Raw genomic sequence first — 18,129 nt, 5'->3', positions numbered from 1 at the left:
CCGATGTTCCTCAAGCCCCGTACAGGGCTGTTGCCGTAGAGGGCTGTTGCCGTACAGGGGGCTGTCTCGTGCCGTAAGTCTCGTGCCGTAAGGATCTGTCCCGCGCTGTGGGGGGGGCTGTCTCTGCCCTGCGGGGACGGGGGCGGCTCCGGGGGCCGGGGTCCGGCCGGGCCCCGGCCCGCCCCGTGCGCGCGTGGGCTCCTCCGGCGCAGCCGGTTCCTCAGGCGCGCGGGGCGACCTTGGCCAGGCCGTTGATGATGCGGTCCATCGCGTCACCGCCGGTGGGGTCGGTGAGGTTGGCGAGCATCTTCAGGGTGAAGCGCATCAGGAGCGGGTGCGTCAGGCCCCGTTCGGTCGCCAGCTTCATGACCTTCGGATTGCCGATGAGCTTCACGAAGGCGCGGCCCATCGTGTAGTAGCCGCCGTAGGTGTCCTTGAGCACCTTCGGGTAGCGCTGGAGCGCCAGCTCCCGCTGGGCGCGGGTGGCACGCGCGTGCGCCTGGACGATCGTCTCGGCGGCGATGACGCCGGACTCCATGGCGTAGGCGATGCCCTCGCCGTTGAACGGGTTGACGAGGCCGCCGGCGTCACCGACCAGCAGCAGCCCGCGGGTGTAGTGCGGCTGCCGGTTGAAGGCCATCGGGAGCGCGGCGCCGCGGATCGGGCCCGTCATGTTGTCGGGCGCATAGCCCCACTCCTCGGGCATGGAGGCGCACCACGCCTTGAGGATCTCGCGCCAGTCCAGCTCCTTGAACGAGGCGGAGGTGTTGAGCACGCCCAGGCCGACGTTGGAGGTGCCGTCCCCCATGCCGAAGATCCAGCCGTAGCCGGGCAGCAGCCTGTCCTGCGAGCCGCGCCGGTCCCACAGCTCCAGCCAGGACTCCAGATAGTCGTCGTCGTGCCGGGGCGAGGTGAAGTAGGTGCGCACCGCGACGCCCATGGGGCGGTCCTCCCGGCGGTGCAGGCCCATCTTCAGGGACAGCCGCGTGGAGTTGCCGTCGGCGGCGACGACGACCGGCGCGTGGAAGGTAACCGGTGTCTTCTCCTCGCCGAGCTTGGCGTGCACGCCGGTGATGTGCCCGGTGCGCTCGTCCAGCACGGGCTCGGAGACGTTGCACCGCTCGTACAGCCGGGCGCCCGCCTTCTGCGCCTGCCGGGCGAGCTGCTCGTCGAAGTCGTCGCGCTTGCGGACGAGTCCGTAGTCGGGGTAGCTGGCCAGCTCCGGCCAGTCGAGCTGGAGACGCTGACCGCCGCCGATGATGCGCAGGCCCTTGTTGCGCAGCCAGCCGGCCTCCTCGGAGATGTCGATGCCCATCGCGACGAGCTGCTTGGTGGCGCGCGGGGTGAGCCCGTCGCCGCACACCTTCTCCCGCGGGAACGCCGTCTTCTCCAGCAGCAGAACGTCCAGACCGCTGCGGGCGAGGTGGTAGGCGGTGGCGGAACCGGCGGGCCCCGCTCCGACGACGATCACATCGGCGGTCCGCTCGGAGGCTGGCTTCGCGTCGGTGTCGGCCACGAGGACTCCCGCGTGCTGGCTGGGGGATGGCTGTCCGCGCCAGTCTATGCGGGCGTTCGGGACGGCACCGTCTCCGGGGCGGCGGCCCGGGCCCGCCCACGGCCCGGCACCGCCCGACGCCCGCGCCGCGCCCGGCCCGCGTTCCGCCTGCGCCCGGCCTGCGTTCCCCCTGTGCCCGGCCCGCGTCCCACCCGCGTCCGCCCGCGTCCGGCCCGCCCTGCCGTCAGCGTGGCGGCGGCACGCCCCCGTCGCCCGGCCCCGGCGTCCCGCCCGGCCCCGGTCCCTGGCCCTGGCCCTGGCTGTGTCCCTGGCCCTGACTCTGTCCCTGCCCCCGCCCGTATCTGTGACCGTCTCCGTACGGCGCCGGGTACGGGCCACCGGCCGGGGCGGAGTACGGGCTGCCGGAGTACGGCCCCGGGTACGGGCCACCGGTGTACGGGCCGACGTTCGGGCCGCCGGGGTACGGAACGGTGTACGGGTCCGGGGCCGGCGGTGTGCGGCGTCCGCGGAAGGGGGCGAGGAGGTAGGGGGCCAGCAGCACGCCGCCGAACGACCACAGCAGGGCGAACAGCAGGAGTTCGGCCCCGCCCGCCGCCAGTTCGAAGGAGGCCCGGACGGACTCGGTGCCTCCCGTGTCGCCGTAGCCACCGGCCGAGCCGCCCCCGTCGCCCCGCACGAAGTCCATCGTGAAGCCGAGCCCGGCCAGCTGGACCAGCAGGAGCACGGCGCCCACGAAGAAGGCGCCGGTCAGCAGCCGTTCCCGCTGATCGGCTGCGCGCCGCGCGGTCAGCAGCCCGAGGATCAGCGCGCAGACGAGCCCTCCCGCGAGGGTGCCGACGACAGCCCACGCCCCGTGTGCGTCGAGGAGTTCGCCGTAGCCGGCGGAATGGTGTCCGGTGCCGCCGCCCACGGTGGAGCTCCACCGCCCCTCCAGCGGGGCGCCCCAGGCGAACGCCAGCCCCAGCGCGCCCAGGTTCGGCAGCAGTCCGAGCGAGGCGGCCAGCAGACCGCCGTCCGCGTCCTCCTCGGTCACGACGGCGACGAGCCAGGTGACGACGGAGGCCAGGGCCAGCACGAGCACCAGCGCCAGCAGCGCCGTCCGCAGCGCACCCAGCGCGATCCGCGGCCCGGGCGAGCGGCGGGCCGCGAGGTACGCGTCCAGCGCGCCGCGCGAGAGCACCAGGCCCGCGGTGACCGTGCCGAGCAGGAACGCCCACAGCAGCGTGAGTCCGGGCGAGGAGTCCAGCTCGGCGCCCTCGTAGGAGGGCTGGGCGTACAGCGCGAGCGCGAACGCGCCCACGGCGCACAGCAGTCCGATGCGCAGCGCCGCCTCCGGGCCGGCGGTCGCGGGCGCGCCCGCGAGCCGGCGCCGTGCCCGTCCGGCGGCGAGGATCAGCGCGGCGAGCCACACCGCGGTGGCGAGCAGCGGGATCCAGGAGACGGTGATGTGGCCGGTGACCCCGGCCCCGGTCACGCCCTCGCCCCAGCCGCTGTCCGGCCCGTCGCCCTCCGGCGCGAGCGAGCCGCCGCCCGAGGAGAGGCTGAGCCCGCCGCCGATGCCGCGCAGCAGCACCGCCAACGCGACCCGCATCCGGGTGCCCCAGCCGATCTCCAGCTCGTCGACGTCCGGATGCGACCAGATGCCCAGCCCGCAGGCCAGCACGAACAGCAGGGCCGTCGGCCACACCGCCACCCGGAGCGCCCCGGCCCAGTCACCGGTGAAGGTCCGGGAGAGGAACAGCCCGGCGGCCGACGGCGGACGGCTCGGCGGCGCGGCCGGCGGCGGGGGCGCACCCGGCGGCGGCCCGGGCGGGACGGCCGGCGCCGGCTGGCCGGGCACCGGCCGGCCGGGCGGAACCGGCGGCGGGGGCGGGGCCGACGGCGCGGCGGGCGGGGGCACGGAAGGTGGAGGCCCCGCCGAGGGAGGACCTGCCGAGGGAGGCCCTGCCGGGGGAGGCCCTGTCAGGGGCGGTTCTGCCGGGGGAGGTCCGGCCGGGGCGGGCCCCGTCGGTGGGGCCGGGACCGCGGGCGGGGGCACGGGACGGGCGGCACCGCAGGACATGCAGAAGCGGGCCTCGGCGGGCGAGCTCGTACCGCAGTGCGGGCAGGGCGACGACATGAGGCTCCGGAGACGGTGAAGAGGCACGGGCGGGCACGGCGCGGGACAACGGTACGCGCGGACGCCGCGGGCACACGCACGGAAAAGGAGGCGTGTACTGCGGAAGAGGACGCGTGTACCGCTGTCCAGTCTTCCGTGAACGGGCCGCCGGGGAAGGGGAGTTACCCAAGCGCAACGCGCACCGGGAGGGCGCGGCGCCGACGGAACGCGCCGCCCGCCGCGCCGGCGCCCGCGAACCGGACGTCCGTCAGGCGGGCTTGAAGCCCCGGTGCAGCGCGACGATGCCGCCGGTGAGGTTGCGCCAGGCGACCCGGACCCATCCGGCGTCCTGGAGCCGGGCGGCGAGGGCCGGCTGGTCCGGCCAGTCGCGGATGGACTCGGCGAGGTAGACGTACGCGTCGGGGCTGCTGCTGACCGCGCGCGCCACCGGCGGCAGGGCACGCATCAGATAGCCGGTGTAGACGGTGCGGAAGGGCGCCCACGTCGGATGGCTGAACTCGCAGATCAGCACCCGGCCGCGCGGCTTGGTCACCCGGTACAGCTCGGCCAGCGCGGCGTCCGTGTCCTGCACGTTGCGCAGCCCGAAGGAGAGGGTGACGGCGTCGAAGCTGTCGTCGGCGAACGGCAGCCGGGTCGCGTCGCCGGCGACGAACGGCATCCAGGCGTGGCGCCGCTTGCCCTCGGCGAGCATGCCCTGCGAGAAGTCGCACGGCACGGTGAAGGCGCCGTCGTCCACGAACGGCAGCGAGGACGTGCCGGTGCCGGCCGCGAGATCGAGCACGCGCTCCCCGGGCCGGGCGGCCACGGAACGGGCGACGGCCCTGCGCCACAGCCGCGTCTGGCCGAGCGAGAGCACATCGTTGGTGAGGTCGTACTTCGCCGCCACGTCGTCGAACATGGTGGCGACCTCGTGCGGCTGCTTGTCCAGGGATGCGCGGGTCACGAGCCGGGTGCTTCCGTTCCTGTTCGGGGCCTGCCGGAGTGCGGCGGCCGAGCCTGCCTCAGCGTGCGTCGACGAGCGGCAGCTCTTGGCCGGCGGCGGCCCGCGCGGCGTCCAGAGCCGTGGACGAGAGATGGGAGACGACCTTGTCGTCGACGGGGTCGTTCGCCGGGTCGTCGTGCACGACGAGGTGTTCGTACGTCGTCGCGCGCTGCGCCGGCACCCGGCCCGCGGCGCGGATCAGCTCGATCAGCTCCATCCGGTTGGAGCGGTGCCGCGCGCCGGCGGAGGAGACGACGTTCTCCTCCAGCATCACCGAGCCGAGGTCGTCGGCGCCGTAGTGCAGCGACAGCTGGCCGACCTCCTTGCCGGTGGTCAGCCAGGAGCCCTGGATGTGCGCGACGTTGTCGAGGAAGATCCGCGCGATCGCGATCATGCGCAGATACTCGAAGAGCGTGGCCTGCGTGCGGCCCTTCAGATGGTTGTTCTCCGGCTGGTACGTGTACGGGATGAACGCCCGGAATCCGCCGGTGCGGTCCTGTACGTCCCGGATCATGCGCAGGTGCTCGATGCGCTCGGCGTTGGTCTCGCCGGTGCCCATCAGCATCGTGGACGTCGACTCGACGCCCAGGCCGTGCGCGATCTCCATGATCTCCAGCCAGCGTTCGCCGGACTCCTTCAGCGGGGCGATGGCCTTGCGCGGCCGGGCCGGCAGGAGTTCGGCGCCCGCGCCGGCGAACGAGTCGAGACCGGCGGCGTGGATCCGGCGGATCGCCTCCTCGGGTCCGACACCGGAGATCCGCGCCATGTGCTCGACCTCACTGGCCCCCAGGGAGTGGATGACCAGCTGGGGGAACGCCTTCTTGATGGCGGCGAAGTGCTCCTCGTAGTACTCCACACCGAAGTCCGGGTGGTGGCCGCCCTGGAACATGATCTGCGTGCCGCCCAGTTCGACGGTCTCGGCACAGCGGCGCAGGATGTCGTCGAGGTCGCGGATCCACACCTTGTCGCTCTTGGGCGAGGCGTAGAAGGCGCAGAACTTGCACGCCGTCACGCAGGAGTTGGTGTAGTTGATGTTCCGCTCGATGATGTACGTCGCGATGTGCTCGGTGCCCGCGTAGCGGCGGCGCCGGGCGCTGTCGGCCGCGGCGCCCAGCGCGTGGAGCGGGGCGAAGCGGTACAGATCGAGCGCTTCCTCGGGGGTGATGCGTCCGCCGGCGGCGGCGCGGTCGAGTACGGGCTGCAGGTCGCCATCCGACGCGTACGCAGTCACCGGGCGTCCCTCCCAAAGTCGCACATCAGGTCGCTCATCTGTCTCTCCCGCCGCACGGACCGTCCGGCCGGGCGGCGCACAGCGGCGTCCGACCAGCGTACGCCAGCGCCTCAGCCGGCCTTCCGGAGCGTCCCCGCGGCGTTGCCGCTCGCCTCGTTGGCGGACTCGTAGCGCAGGGAGCCGTCCGCGCGCAGCGTGAAGGTCTCCTCGTCGCCCTCGGTGCACAGCGGGGAATCCGTCGTCTTGGACGCCTCCACCCGCAGCGCCCGGTCCGTCGCCGACAGCAGCCGCCACTCGCCGCCGCACGCCGTACCGGCCATGGAGACCTTGCCCGTCGCGACGACATCGCCCTTGCCGCCGCCGCGGAACGTGATCGTCAGCGTGCCGCCCGGGAGGCCCTTGTCCGTGGTGAGGTCGCCGCGCCAGTCGCCGAGGAACTTCTCGGGCACCGTCGCGCGGGCGCCGTCCGACGGCCGGTTCGTGGGGCGGTCCCCGGGCCGGGCGCTGTGCGAGGCCGACGGGTCGGCGCTGTTGTCCCGTTCGCCGCCGGTGCCGGGCAGCACGCCCAGCACACCGAGGACGTAGGTGCCCAGCAGCGCGGCGGCCACCACGCAGGCGAGCGTCAGCACCAGCGTGCAGCTCACCCGCCGCCGCCCGGCCGTCCCTCCGTCCGCCCCGGCCCCTGAACCGGCACCTGGACCGGCACCACCCCCGGTGCCGCGCCGCACGACGACACCGACGCCGCGACCACCACCGGAATCGCCGCCTTCGGCGGCACCGGTGCGGCCGTACGACGGGTCGGGCGGACCGAAACCGGCGGGCCGCCCCTGACCGGGCCCCGCCTCCCCGCCGCCCGCACCGCCGCCCGCGCCCGTGTGCGTGTCCGCGTTCGCGTGCGCGTGCGGTCCCGCGCTCCCGTGCGGTCCCGTGTGCGCGAAGGGACCGGCGGTGCCCCCGACGGCCGCCGGGCCCGTCCGCGGCCCCGGCCCCGGCCCCTCGGACGGGCTGGTGAACGGCACGGGCCCCGAGACGTCGCGGGCCTCCGGCTCCAGATCGAGCAGTTCGACCGCGCGTCTGCCCAGCTGCTCCACGATCGGCGCCGGCAGCCAGCCGCCGCGCACCAGCGCGGCGACCCCCGGCTCCCCGCCCGCCAGCTCGGTCGCGACCCGCCGCGGATCCGGCCGCGCCTCCGGGTCCTTGGCCAGACAGCGCTCCACCAGCTCGCGCAACGGCCCGCCCATGCCGTCGAGTTCGGGCTCCTCGTGGACGATGCGGTACAGCAGCGCGGCGGAGCTGTCGCCGGGGAAGGGCGCGCCGCCGGTCGCCGCGTACGCCAGCACCGCGCCGAGCGCGAACACGTCGGTGGCGCCGTCCACGGGTCTGCCCAGCACCTGCTCGGGCGACATGTAGCCGGGCGAGCCGATCGAGACCCCGGTGGAGGTCAGCGAGGCCGAGCCCTCCGTGGCCCGGGCGATCCCGAAGTCGATCAGGCGTGGGCCGTCCACCGCCAACAGCACGTTGGACGGCTTCACATCCCGGTGCACCAGCCCCAGGCCGTGCACCTGCCGCAACGCCTCCGCCAGCCCCGCGCCCATCGCGCGCACCGACGGCTCGGGCAGCGGTCCGTGCTCCTCGACGGCCTGTGTCAGCGAGGGGCCCGCCACATACCCCGTGGCCACCCACGGCACCGGGCCCTCGGTGTCGGCGTCCAGCACGGGCGCCGTCCAGTCGCCGCCGACCTGCCGCGCCGAGACCACCTCGCGCCGGAACCGGCCACGGAACTGCTCGTCCACCGCGAAGTGCGGATGGACGACCTTCACCGCCACGGTCCGGCCACCCCGGGAGCGCGCCAGATACACCCGGCCCATGCCGCCGGACCCCAGTCGGCGCAGCAGCCGGTATTCCCCCAGCGTCTGCGGATCCTCCGGCTCCAGCGGATGCATACGCGCCGTCCCCCACTCTCCCGACTCGGCCGCCCCAGCTTAGGCCCGCACGGGCCCGGACCACGGGCTCGGGCAGAGGCCCGGACGGCGGGGCCCGCGCCGGTCCGTCAGGGCGCCGGGCCCGACGGCGGACGGGAGGGTACGGCGGCGCGGTGCCGTCAGGGGCGGAGCAGCTCCACCCGTACGTCGGGCGGGAACCCGGTGCTGTCCCCGGTGCGCCGGGCGAACTCGGTGACGCCCTCCAGCTGACGCTCGCCGAACCGGAAGTCCAGGGTGGTGAAGTACCGTTCCAGCACGGCCGGTTCGAACACCTCGTAGCGCGCCGCGTGCTCCGCCACCTTGCCGACCTCGGCCAGCGCCAGGTCGCGGGAGGCCAGGAAGGCGCGGTGCACCTCGCGGGCGGTCTCCGGGTGCTCCTGGAGGAAGTCCCGGCGCACGGCCCAGATCGCGAAGACGAACGGAAGGCCCGTCCACTCCTTCCACAGCCGGCCGAGGTCGTGGACCTCCAGCCCCTCCTCCGGCAGATCCCGCAGATACGCCCGGAGCCCGACGTCGCCGATGACGACGGCGGCGTCCGCCTCCTTCATCATCTGCTCCAGATCGGGCGGGCAGGTGTAGTACTCCGGCTGCACCCCGTAGCGCTCCGCGAGCAGCAGCTGCGCCAGCCGGACCGAGGTGCGCGAGGTGGAGCCCAGCGCGACGCGGGCACCGTCGAGCTGGTCGAGCGGCACCCGGGAGACGATCTCGCACGACATGACGTTGCCGTCGCAGCCCACCGCGATGTCCGGGAACGCGACCAGCTCGTCCGCGTTCCGCAGGTACTCGACGCAGGTCACGGGCCCGATGTCCAGCCGGCCGTCCACCACCATCTCGCTGAGCTTCTCCGGGGTGTCCCGGGTCAGGTTCAGATCGAGCAGGGAGTGCGTGTGCACGAGGCCCCAGTAGAGGGGCAGGCAGTTGAGAAACTGGATGTGCCCCACCCGGGGGCGGGACCTGGGGCTGTCGTCTTGAGGTGTCACGTTCGCGAGGTTACTCCCGCCCGTCACCCCCGCCTCTCCCCGGTCGCCCCGCCGTACGCACCTCCTCCCTCTCCCCTGACCATCCCGCCGTACCCATGGGGCGGGGCGCTACACAGTTGCTCCGCCCCTGCCCCTCGCCTCTCCCGGCCCCCACCTCCACATGACCATCCCGCCGTAGCCATGGGGTGGTGGGTGGCGCTACACAGTTGCTCCGCCCCTGCCCCTCGCCTCCCCCGGCCCCCACCTCCACGTGACCATCCCGCCGTAGCCATGGGGCGGTGGGTGGGGAGACGGGTGGGAAGATCGCGAGACCTTCCAGGTGGGCACCCAGCGTGCTAGGCTCGACGCAAGTTGCAGTTTGGTTTCCCTTGCAGTACAGAGCCTGCGGAGCATGTAACCGCGGGCTCTTGTTCGTTTTCAGGCTCTTCCGGAGCGATGCTCCGTGGTGACTGGGAGCAGGGACACCCTTATAGGCCCAAGGAGGGCTTATGGCCACCGGAACCGTCAAGTGGTTCAACGCCGAAAAGGGCTTCGGATTCATCGCCCAGGACGGCGGCGGTCCCGATGTCTTCGTTCACTACTCCGCGATCAACGCGTCCGGCTTCCGCTCCCTGGAAGAGAACCAGATCGTGAGCTTCGACGTCACGCAGGGCCCGAAGGGTCCGCAGGCGGAGAACGTCACCGCGCAGTAATCGCGAGACACGCACCACCCACCGACTCACGCAGTACCCAAGGAGCCCCCGCGACCGAGCGGGGGCTCCTGCCTTTTGCCCCGCTCCCCTGCGTCCCCCTCTTCCGCATCTGCTGCCCGGACCGCTGCCGGGCGCGGGCCCTCGGCGTCGCCTCTTAGAGTGAACGCCATGCCCGATGAGTCCCCTCTCCTCAACAGCCTGCGAGGCGCCGTCGCAGCCTCCCCGGACGATGTGCCGCTCCGCCTCCATCTGGCCCAGCTCCTGCTCGACGCGGGGCGCTCCGGCGAGGCCGTCGTCGAAGTCGCCGCCGCGCTCCAGCGCGAGCCGGACAGCGAGGAGGCCCGGGCGCTGATGGGCCGCGCCATGGGCGGGCAGGGCGGCCACACCCCCGACCCCGCACCGGCGGCGGCGCCCGCGCCCGCCGCCGCCCCCGAGCAGTGGCAGCCGTCCGACGGGCAGCCGCAGGGGCCGGCGGCCGGGTTCGACTGACACAAGGCCGAGGGCGAGGTGGCGGGGATCGTCCAACCCCCGTTCGTCCAGGGGCAGGACGCGGGCGGGGACGGGCGGCACCGGCCGCTGCCGGCCGACAGCGCGGGGGGTGCCGGGGACGCCGGGGACGGCGGGGAGGGTCCCGCGGCGTGGGACGTCGAGCGGCCCGACGGGCTGCGGCTGGCGGACGTCGGGGGCATGCAGGAGGTCAAGGACCGGCTGGAGGCCGCGTTCCTCGCGCCGCTGCGCAATCCGGAGCTGCGCAAGCTGTACGGCAAGAGCCTGCGCGGCGGGCTGCTGCTGTACGGGCCGCCCGGCTGCGGGAAGACCTTCCTGGCCCGCGCGGTCGCCGGTGAGCTGGGCGCGAGCTTTCTCAGCATCGGGCTGAGCGATGTGCTGGACATGTGGATCGGCGCGTCCGAACGGAACCTCTCCGCCATCTTCAACACGGCCCGGCGGAACGCCCCTTGTGTGGTCTTCCTCGACGAGCTGGACGCGCTCGGCGGCAAGCGCAGCCGGATGCGGCACAACGGCCTGCGTACCACCGTCAACCAGCTGCTGACCGAGCTGGACGGGGTCAGCCAGGACAACGAGGGCGTGTTCGTGCTGGCCGCCACCAACCATCCCTGGGATGTGGACTCCGCGCTGCGCAGGCCGGGGCGGCTGGACCGCACGCTGCTGGTGCTGCCGCCGGACGAACCGGCGCGGCAGGCCGTGCTCCACTACCACCTGCGGGAGCGGCCCGTGGCCGGTGTCGACCTGGCGAAGCTGGCGCGCCGGACCGACGGGTTCTCCGGGGCCGACCTCGCCCACCTGTGCGAGAGCGCCTCGGAGCGTGCCCTGATGGACTCCGTGCGCAGCGGCGAGCCCCGCATGATCGGTATGCCCGATCTCCTCGCCGCGGCCAAGGAGCTGCGCCCGTCCACCGAGGCGTGGTTCGCCTCGGCGCGGAACGTGGCCCTGTACGCCAACGAGGGCGGGACGTACGACGATCTGCTGGCGTACCTCAAGCGGAGGAAGATGCTGTGAGCGCCGTGCCCGCTGCCCCGCACGGGGAGGAGATCGCGGCCAAGGCCGACGCGCTGCTGGCGGCCGGGTACGCACAGCAGGCGGCGGGTCTGCTCGGGCAGCGGCTCGCCGAGGAGCCCGGGGACGCTGTGGCGTGGGGCCATCTGGCCCGCTGCCGGCTCGATCTGGAGGACGGCCCGGGCGCCGTCGAGGCGGCCTCGCAGCTCGTCCGGCTGCGGCCCGAACTGGGCTGGGGGTACCGGCTGTTGACGTCGGCGCTGCTGCGGGAGCGGCGGCTTCCGGAGGCGCTGACGGCCGCGCGCGAGGCGGTGCGCGCCGACCCGGAGTCGTGGACGACGCACTGGACGCTGTCCGAGGCACTGCGCCGGCTGCCGGGCGACCGCTCCGAGGAGGGCATCCGCAGGCAGCTGGACGAGGCGGCGGAGGCGGTGCGCGAGGCGCTCCGGCTCGCTCCGGACGAGCCGAAGGTGTACCGGCAGATCTCGCTCATCCAGCACATGCGCGGCCACCGCCGGGAGGCCGCGCAGGCGTTGACGGAGGTGCTGCGGCTGGACCCGGCGGACGCGGGGGCCCGGGCCGATCTGGTGGACATCCAGGAGGAGTTGGGCGACGCGCGGCTCACCGACGTCATCTCGGCGGGCTCCGGTCTGCTGGCCGGCGCTCCGGACGACGAGGTGGCGCGCCACAATCTCGACGTCGGCTACCACCGGCTGCTGCGCCGCGCCCGCTGGATCGCGCTGCTGTGCCTGGTGGTGGCCGCCGTCGCCGCGCGGGCGTTCCCCACGGGGGACGATCCGCGGGAACTGCCGGTGGAGTGGGGCACGCGGCTCTACGGGCTGGCGTGGATCGCCGGTATCTGGGCCGTGTCGCTGCTCATCGCCTGGCGCCGGCTGCCGCGTGGCGCCTGGCGCGGGATGCGTGCGCTGTGCGCCCGCTCGTGGCTGGCGCGTTCGGCACCGCTGAGCGCCGCGTGGTGTGTGCTGTGCGCGGTGGCCGTGGTGGCGGTCGGCTGGACGGACCGCGCGGTGGTGCAGACGCTCGTGCACGCGGGCTGGGCGGTGAACCTCGTCGTCATGTACGCGGACCACGCCCGGCGGAAGGTGCTGCTGGAGCGCGGCCGGTACGACCTGTACGGCTGACGCCGGCCGCGGGCGGTCCCGGGCGGGCCGCCCGCGGCGGGCCGGGTGTCAGCAGCCCTGCTCGTAGCCGCTGATGGCGGCGACCTTGCGGGCGGACGGCGACGAGGCGTCGAAGTGCTGGTCGAGCCACTCGTCGAGCAGGGTGCGGGCCAGCTCCAGGCCGATGACGCGCTGGCCGAAGCACAGCACCTGGGCGTCGTTGCTGAGGACCGAGCGCTGCACGGAGTAGCTGTCGTGCGCGGTCACGGCGCGGATGCCCGGCACCTTGTTCGCGCTGATCGCGACGCCGAGGCCGGTGCCGCAGATCAGCAGCGCGCGGTCCGCCTTGCCCTCGGCGACGCGGCGCGCGGCCTCGACGGCGACGTGCGGGTAGGCGGTGTCGGCCGGGGCGGGCGCGGCTCCCTCCGCTGCTGTGCCTGCTGTTCCCGCTGTGCCTTCCGGCACGACGCCGACGTCGGTCACCTCGGCGACGCGGGGGTCGGCCGCGAGGTCCTTCTTCAGTGCTTCCTTGTAGTCGAGACCGGCGTCGTCGCTGCCGACGACGATCCGGAACGGGCGGGGTGCCGTGGTGCTGCTCATCGGGGTGCTTCCTCCAGGACGAGGACGAGGGTGCGGAGGACCGGTCCGGGACCGGGGCCGGTCGCTCGGGTCGGATGCGGCGGCGGGCGCTCAGGAACCGGCCGTGCCGAGGGCGTCGGCGACGGTGTTCAGGACCGTGGCGAGCGAGGTGGCGCCCGGGTCCGGGGTGCCGACGCTGCGCTCCGCCAGCGGGCGGGCCCGGCCGAGCCGGGGCCGCAGCTGCGCCGTGGTCTCGGCCGCCGTACGCGCCTCCCGCGCGGCGGCGGCGAAGGCGGCGGCAGCGGACCCGCCCGCACCGGTGTCCCGGACGAAGGCCGTGACGAACGGGTGCAGCGCGTCGACCAGCGTCTTGTCGCCCGGTTCCGCGCCGCCCAGCCCGGTGACGGCCTCCAGCGCCGCCTGTGCACCGGCCGCCAGCTCCGCCGGCTCGGGCGCGCGGTCGTCGGGCAGTGCGGAGCCGAAGGCACGCAGCCCCGCGCCCCACAGCGCACCGGAGGTGCCGCCCGCCTCCGCCGCCCAGGCGTCGCCGGCGGCACCGAGCAGCGCGGCCGGCGCGGACTCGGCGGTGTGCGCCTTCTCGGCGGCGGCGAGCGCGGCGTCCACGCCCTTGCACATGCCGCGGCCGTGGTCGCCGTCCCCGGCGATGGCGTCGAGCTTGCCGAGCGCCTCCTCCTGCTCGTGCAGGACGGTGTGGGCCGCGCGCAGCGCCGTGACGGCGGCGGCGGCCGTGCGCCGGGCCGTACCGGTGGCGACCGGCGCGGGCGCGGCAGCCGCGGCGGCACGAGGCTCGGGGGTGTCCCGTGCCGCCGCGGCCGGTCCGGTGGCCGCGGCGACCTCGCCGCGGCGGAAGGCGGGGCTGTCGGCCGGGGCGAGCCACAGCCGCTCCAGCTCGTCGTCCAGCCAGGTCAGCGTCAGCGAGCAGCCGGCCATGTCCAGCGAGGTGACCAGCTCGCCCACCTCGGGCCGTACCGGCTCCAGGCCCGCCTCGGCCAGCAGCCGGGCGACGGAGCCCCACAGCACGTACAGCTCCTCGTACTTGGTGGCGCCGAGGCCGTTGAGGAGGACCGCGACGCGGCTGCCCGCGCCCTCGGGCCGTTCCGCCAGCAGGCCCTCGACGAGGGTGCGGGCCAGCTCGTCGGCGGTCGCCAGATCGCTCTCGCTGACCCCGGGCTCGCCGTGGATGCCCAGGCCGAGGCCCAGCCGGCCCTCGGGGACGGTGAACAGCGGCTCACGGTGGCCCGGCAGCGTGCAGCCGGCGAAGGCGACGCCGAGGGTGCGGGTGCGGGCGTTGGTGTGCTCGGCGACGCGGACGACCTCGTCCAGCGAGGCGCCCTCCTCCGCCGCGGCCGACGCCGTCTTGTAGACGGTGAAGCCGCCCGCGATGCCGCGCCGCTTGCTCGTGTCCTCGGCGGGCGCGCTGGCGATGTCGTCCGTCACGGCGAAGGTCTTCGCGGGTATGCCCTCGTCGGTCAACTGCCGGGCGGCCAGGCCGAAGTTCATCACGTCGCCGGCGTAGTTGCCGAACATGAACAGCACGCCGGCGCCGCTGTCGGCCTCGACGGCGACGGAGCGCGCCTGGGCCGCGCTCGGCGAGGTGAACACGTTGCCGATGACCGAGCCGTCGGCGAAACCGGGGCCGACGACGCCGCAGAACGCCGGGTAGTGGCCGGAGCCGCCGCCGGTGAGGACGGCGACCTTCGGGCGGGCCGGGCGGTGGGCACGCACGACCCCGCCGGGGACCTCGCGGACGTGCTCGGCGTGCGCGGCGGCGAAGCCGGCGATCATGTCTTCGGTGAAGGTGGACGGGTCGTTGAACAACCTGGTCATGAGCTCAGCTCCAGCGTCTGGCACGCGTATGTCGATCTGCCCCGCGCCCTGCCGTCCGGGGCCGTCGCCGGAGCGCCGGCCCGGCGCCGGACGGGCTCTCCACCCGGGCCGGGGCGGGGCACGGAGGGGTTCACCAGCCCGCGCGGGCCGCGGTGAGGTCGCGGAGGTAGCGGGCGTAGCCGTCCTGGTAGTGGGCGACGGCCTCCGCGTCGGCCCGGACGGTGCGGGCGGCGGCCCGCCAGCCGGGCGCAGCGGTGTCGATGCCGACGCCGAGCGCCTCCCAGGCCACCCGCGCGGCACCGCGGATGCCGACGGCGTCCTCCCGCACGTGCACGTCCCGGCCGAGGACACCGGCGAAGATCCGGCCCCACTCGCCGGAGCGTGCGCCGCCGCCGGAGGCGGTGATCTCCCCGGAGGCGCCGAGCGTCTCCAGGCAGTGCCGCGCCGAGTAGGCGACCGATTCGCACAGTGCCCGGACGAGATCGGCGCGCGACGTCAACGGTGAGAGCCCGTCGAGCCGTCCACGCGCCCGCGCGTCCACGAAGGGTGCGCGCTCCCCGCTGGTGGACAGGAACGGCAGCGCCGTCACCCCGCCCGCCCCGTAGGGCGACTGGGCGAGCAGTGCGTCCAGCTCCTCGATGCGTACGCCCAGCATCTTCAGCAGCCAGTCCAGACCGGCGGTGCCGATCATGGCGGGCATGACCTTGAGGTAGCGGCCCTCGCGCGGGGTGGCCAGCACCATGCCGGCGGCCTCGCCGTTGTCCGCAGGCGCCGGGTCGGTGCTCAGCACCTGGCAGGCGAGGGTGGTGCCGATGATGAGGTTGCCCTGCCCGGGCTCCTCCAGACCGGCGCCGAAACCGCAGGCGGGGATGTCGAACGGCCCAGCGGAGACGGAGAGTCCGGCGGGCAGCCCCAGCTCGGCTGCGGCCTCGGGCAGCAGCCGGCCGAGGGCGCCGGGCGGCGCGGGCTCGGCGAGCAGATGCCGCCAGCGGGTGAGCCCGCACAGCTCCAGCGCGGTCTCGTCGTAGGCACGGGAGGTCACGTCGAGGAACGGCACGGAGGCGTCGGAGGCGTCGACGGTGCGCTCGCCGGTGAAGCGCTGCGCGATGGTGTCGACGCAGTACCCGGCGACGTCGGCGCGCTCCAGGCGCTCCGGCTCGTGCTCGGCGAGGTGGGCGAGGAGGGGGCCGGCGGCGCCGGGGAACATGCCGGCGCCGGTGCGCGCGTGCACCTTGGCGGCCGTGCCGTCCCGCAGCCACCGGTCGAGGACGGGCGCGGCCCGCCCGTCCATCCAGGACAGGGCCCGGCCGACGGGGCGCCCCTCGGCGTCCCGCAGCCAGAGCCCGTCGCCCTGGCCGGTGAGCGCGAGCGCCTCGACGGGCTCGTCCGGGCAGAGGTCGGCGGCGTCGGCGACGGCGGCCCGAACGACGGTGACGACGGTGGCCACCACCTCGTCCATGTCCTGCTCGACGCGGTTGCCCGGCAGCGTGTAGACGGTGCTGCGGGCCTCGTGCGCGGGCGAGGTGCGCCCGTCCCGCGCGATCAGCTGGGCCTTGGTGACCGAGGTGCCGACGTCGACCCCGACGATCATGACGGCCGTCCTGCCCCGTCCGCTCCCGGGAGCGCCTCGGGGTTGGTGACGAACTGCGGACGCTCACCGCGCAGGAACGCGGCGGCCTGGGCCGCGGTGATGGCGGCGGCCCGGTCGGCGGTCTGCCGGGTGGCGCCCGCCAGGTGCGGGGTGGTGATGACGTTGGGCGCCTGGCGCAGCGGCCAGTCGGCGGGCGGCGGTTCGACGTCGTAGACGTCCAGCGCGAGGGCGCCGAGCCGGCCGGTGCGCAGCATCTCGGGCAGCGGGCCGTAGTCCATCAGTTCACCGCGCGCGGAGTTGACCAGCACGGCGCCTTCCGGCAGCAGCTTGAGGTTGTCGGCGTTCAGCATGTGCCGGGTCTCGGGCGTCACCCGGGCGTGCAGGCTGACGACGGAGCTGCGGCGCAACAGCTCCTCCAGCGCGACGAGTTCGACACCGTCGGCCTCGGCCTTGGCGGGGTCGGTGTAGGGGTCGGCGACCAGGACGTGCGAGCCGAAGGCACGCAGCACCCGGGCGACGATGGAGCCGATGGCGCCGTAGCCGACGAGGCCGACGGTGGTGCCGTCCAGCTCGATGCCGGCGTTCTCGATGGCGTAGTAGTCGCCGCGCCAGGTGCCCTTCTTCAACTCGGCGTCCGAGGAGGGGATGCGGCGCAGCGCGGCGAGCATCAGCCCGATGGCGAACTCGGCGGCGGCAGCGGCGTTCCGGCCGGGGGTGAAGGTGACGGGGATGCCGGCGGCGGTCGCGGCCTCCACGTCGACGTTGACGGGGCCGCCGCGGGCGACACCGATCAGCTTGAGGTTCGGCGCCTCGCGGATGACGTCGGCGGTGAACGGCGCCATCTGGACCAGCGCGATCTCCGCGTCACCGAGCGCTTCGAGCAGCTGCTCCTCGGTGCCGCTGGCCTCCTTGACGTTGCCGACGGGGCCGAACGGCTCCAGCGGCCAGGGGGTCGTCTGGGTGCGGAAGTCGAACTCCAGCTCCGGGGCGGCGGACTTCAGCGCGTCGACGAAGAGCTGGGGGGCGATGAAGTGGTCGCCCGACGCGAGGACCTTGATCGGTTCCTTGGCCGTGGTCACGCCCGGTCACCTTCCTTGAGCTGGGAGAGCAGGTAGCGGCGCACGTCGTCGTGGTTGTCCGCGGCGTACGCGGCGCCGGCGAGGGCGTCCTCGGCCGGCGGGTAGGTGGGGTTGGGGATGGCGACGACCGTCATCCCGGCAGCGGCGGCGGCCCGCAGCCCGTTGCTGGAGTCCTCGACGGCCAGGCAGCGGGCCGCCGGCACGCCGAGCTTCTGCGCGGCGGCGAGGTAGACGTCCGGGCTGGGCTTGCCGCGCGGCACCTCGGCGGAGGAGACGGTGGCCTTGAAGTGGTGGTCGACACCGTGGTGGGCGAGGACGGCGTCGATGACCCGGCGCGGCGCGGACGAGGCCAGCGCGATGGGGCCGAGCGCGGCGGCCTCGGTGACCATCTCCCGGGCGCCGGACAGCAGATCGATCTCGCCGTCCTCCAGCGCCTTGATCATGCCGTCGACGACGGTGCGCTCGGTATCCTCGGCGCTGTCACCGCCCTGTGCGAAGTCGGTGAGGAACGCCGCCCACTCGGGGGCGCTCATGCCCTGGCAGCTCCGGGTCTGTTCGGGGCCCCACTGCTTGCCGCGGTCGGCGGCGAACGCGGTCCACAGGCCCTCCCAGAGATGCTCGCTCTCGACGAGCACTCCGTCCATGTCAAACACCACTGCTTCGGCCACGGCCGGTACCCCTTCGTATCTACGCCCGCGCGCGGTTCATCCGATCACGCCCCCGGCCCACGGACCGTGCCCCTGCACGGTGCTGCCCGGCACCGGGCCCGGGGTTCCGGGGATCGCTTCCGTCGCGGTCTCTGTGAATTTAACACCGGTGTTGTTATCTGTCACGAGTGTGGTGGTACCCGCAACAGTGCTGATGGGAGTCTCGTCCCGGTCCGCCGCACACAGC

Annotated in this window: 13 protein-coding genes and 1 pseudogene; 3 read left to right on the top strand and 11 right to left on the bottom strand. The window is 74.4% G+C overall.

Annotated elements, in window-relative coordinates; translation table 11 throughout:
• Positions 1-220: 220 nt before the first annotated feature.
• The 6 genes from SCA03_RS05810 to SCA03_RS05785 form a co-directional block, all read right to left on the bottom strand.
• Positions 221-1,516, bottom strand: coding sequence for a geranylgeranyl reductase family protein (locus SCA03_RS05810; protein ID WP_086817882.1), 1,296 nt, complete (start codon positions 1,514-1,516; stop codon positions 221-223).
• 223 nt (positions 1,517-1,739) lie between these two features.
• Complete coding sequence (locus SCA03_RS05805; RefSeq protein WP_141275240.1) at positions 1,740-3,356, bottom strand: hypothetical protein; 1,617 nt, start codon at positions 3,354-3,356, stop codon at positions 1,740-1,742.
• 526 nt (positions 3,357-3,882) lie between these two features.
• On the bottom strand, positions 3,883-4,578 hold the full coding sequence (locus SCA03_RS05800) for a demethylmenaquinone methyltransferase (RefSeq protein ID WP_030880290.1): 696 nt from the start codon (positions 4,576-4,578) through the stop codon (positions 3,883-3,885).
• A 58-nt stretch (positions 4,579-4,636) separates the two neighbouring features.
• The gene (mqnC, locus tag SCA03_RS05795) at positions 4,637-5,848 is read right to left on the bottom strand and encodes a cyclic dehypoxanthinyl futalosine synthase (protein ID WP_030880292.1); all 1,212 of its coding nucleotides are present in this window, start codon (positions 5,846-5,848) and stop codon (positions 4,637-4,639) included.
• Positions 5,849-5,958: 110 nt separating this feature from the next.
• Entirely contained in the window at positions 5,959-7,791 is a 1,833-nt protein-coding gene (locus SCA03_RS05790) for a serine/threonine-protein kinase (RefSeq protein ID WP_086814902.1), read from the bottom strand.
• A 158-nt stretch (positions 7,792-7,949) separates the two neighbouring features.
• Positions 7,950-8,810: a menaquinone biosynthetic enzyme MqnA/MqnD family protein gene (locus SCA03_RS05785; RefSeq protein WP_030880298.1), complete on the bottom strand. Its 861-nt coding sequence runs from the start codon at positions 8,808-8,810 to the stop codon at positions 7,950-7,952.
• 488 nt (positions 8,811-9,298) lie between these two features.
• Here SCA03_RS05785 and SCA03_RS05780 point away from each other — a divergent pair, with 488 nt between their 5' ends.
• The 3 genes and pseudogenes from SCA03_RS05780 (at position 9,299) to SCA03_RS05770 (ending at position 12,159) form a co-directional block, all read left to right on the top strand.
• Positions 9,299-9,502: a cold-shock protein gene (locus tag SCA03_RS05780; RefSeq protein ID WP_030880301.1), complete on the top strand. Its 204-nt coding sequence runs from the start codon at positions 9,299-9,301 to the stop codon at positions 9,500-9,502.
• 168 nt (positions 9,503-9,670) lie between these two features.
• A pseudogene (locus SCA03_RS05775) lies at positions 9,671-11,020 on the top strand (ATP-binding protein).
• Entirely contained in the window at positions 11,017-12,159 is a 1,143-nt protein-coding gene (locus SCA03_RS05770) for a tetratricopeptide repeat protein (protein ID WP_086815420.1), read from the top strand. Before SCA03_RS05775 ends, SCA03_RS05770 begins: the two are co-directional and overlap by 4 nt.
• 48 nt (positions 12,160-12,207) lie before the next feature.
• Here SCA03_RS05770 and SCA03_RS05765 read toward each other — a convergent pair whose 3' ends face one another.
• From SCA03_RS05765 to SCA03_RS05745, 5 genes are all read right to left on the bottom strand, one after another.
• Positions 12,208-12,738, bottom strand: coding sequence for an RpiB/LacA/LacB family sugar-phosphate isomerase (locus tag SCA03_RS05765; RefSeq protein ID WP_086815421.1), 531 nt, complete (start codon positions 12,736-12,738; stop codon positions 12,208-12,210).
• A gap of 90 nt (positions 12,739-12,828) precedes the next feature.
• Positions 12,829-14,565: a dihydroxyacetone kinase family protein gene (locus SCA03_RS05760; protein ID WP_086815422.1), complete on the bottom strand. Its 1,737-nt coding sequence runs from the start codon at positions 14,563-14,565 to the stop codon at positions 12,829-12,831.
• Between the two features lie 130 nt (positions 14,566-14,695).
• Positions 14,696-16,156, bottom strand: coding sequence for an FGGY-family carbohydrate kinase (locus SCA03_RS05755; protein ID WP_086815423.1), 1,461 nt, complete (start codon positions 16,154-16,156; stop codon positions 14,696-14,698).
• The gene (locus SCA03_RS05750) at positions 16,153-17,214 is read right to left on the bottom strand and encodes a 2-hydroxyacid dehydrogenase (protein WP_086815425.1); all 1,062 of its coding nucleotides are present in this window, start codon (positions 17,212-17,214) and stop codon (positions 16,153-16,155) included. The genes SCA03_RS05755 and SCA03_RS05750 overlap by 4 nt, the downstream gene beginning before the upstream one ends.
• A 17-nt stretch (positions 17,215-17,231) precedes the next feature.
• Complete coding sequence (locus tag SCA03_RS05745; RefSeq protein WP_030880322.1) at positions 17,232-17,903, bottom strand: HAD family hydrolase; 672 nt, start codon at positions 17,901-17,903, stop codon at positions 17,232-17,234.
• Positions 17,904-18,129: the final 226 nt, after the last annotated feature.

Source organism: Streptomyces cacaoi (assembly GCF_006539165.1).
GTDB classification, from domain to species: Bacteria; Actinomycetota; Actinomycetes; order Streptomycetales; family Streptomycetaceae; genus Streptomyces; species Streptomyces cacaoi.
The sequence above is the reverse complement of the archived record's forward strand: the minus strand, read 5'-3'. Positions and strand labels throughout refer to the sequence as shown.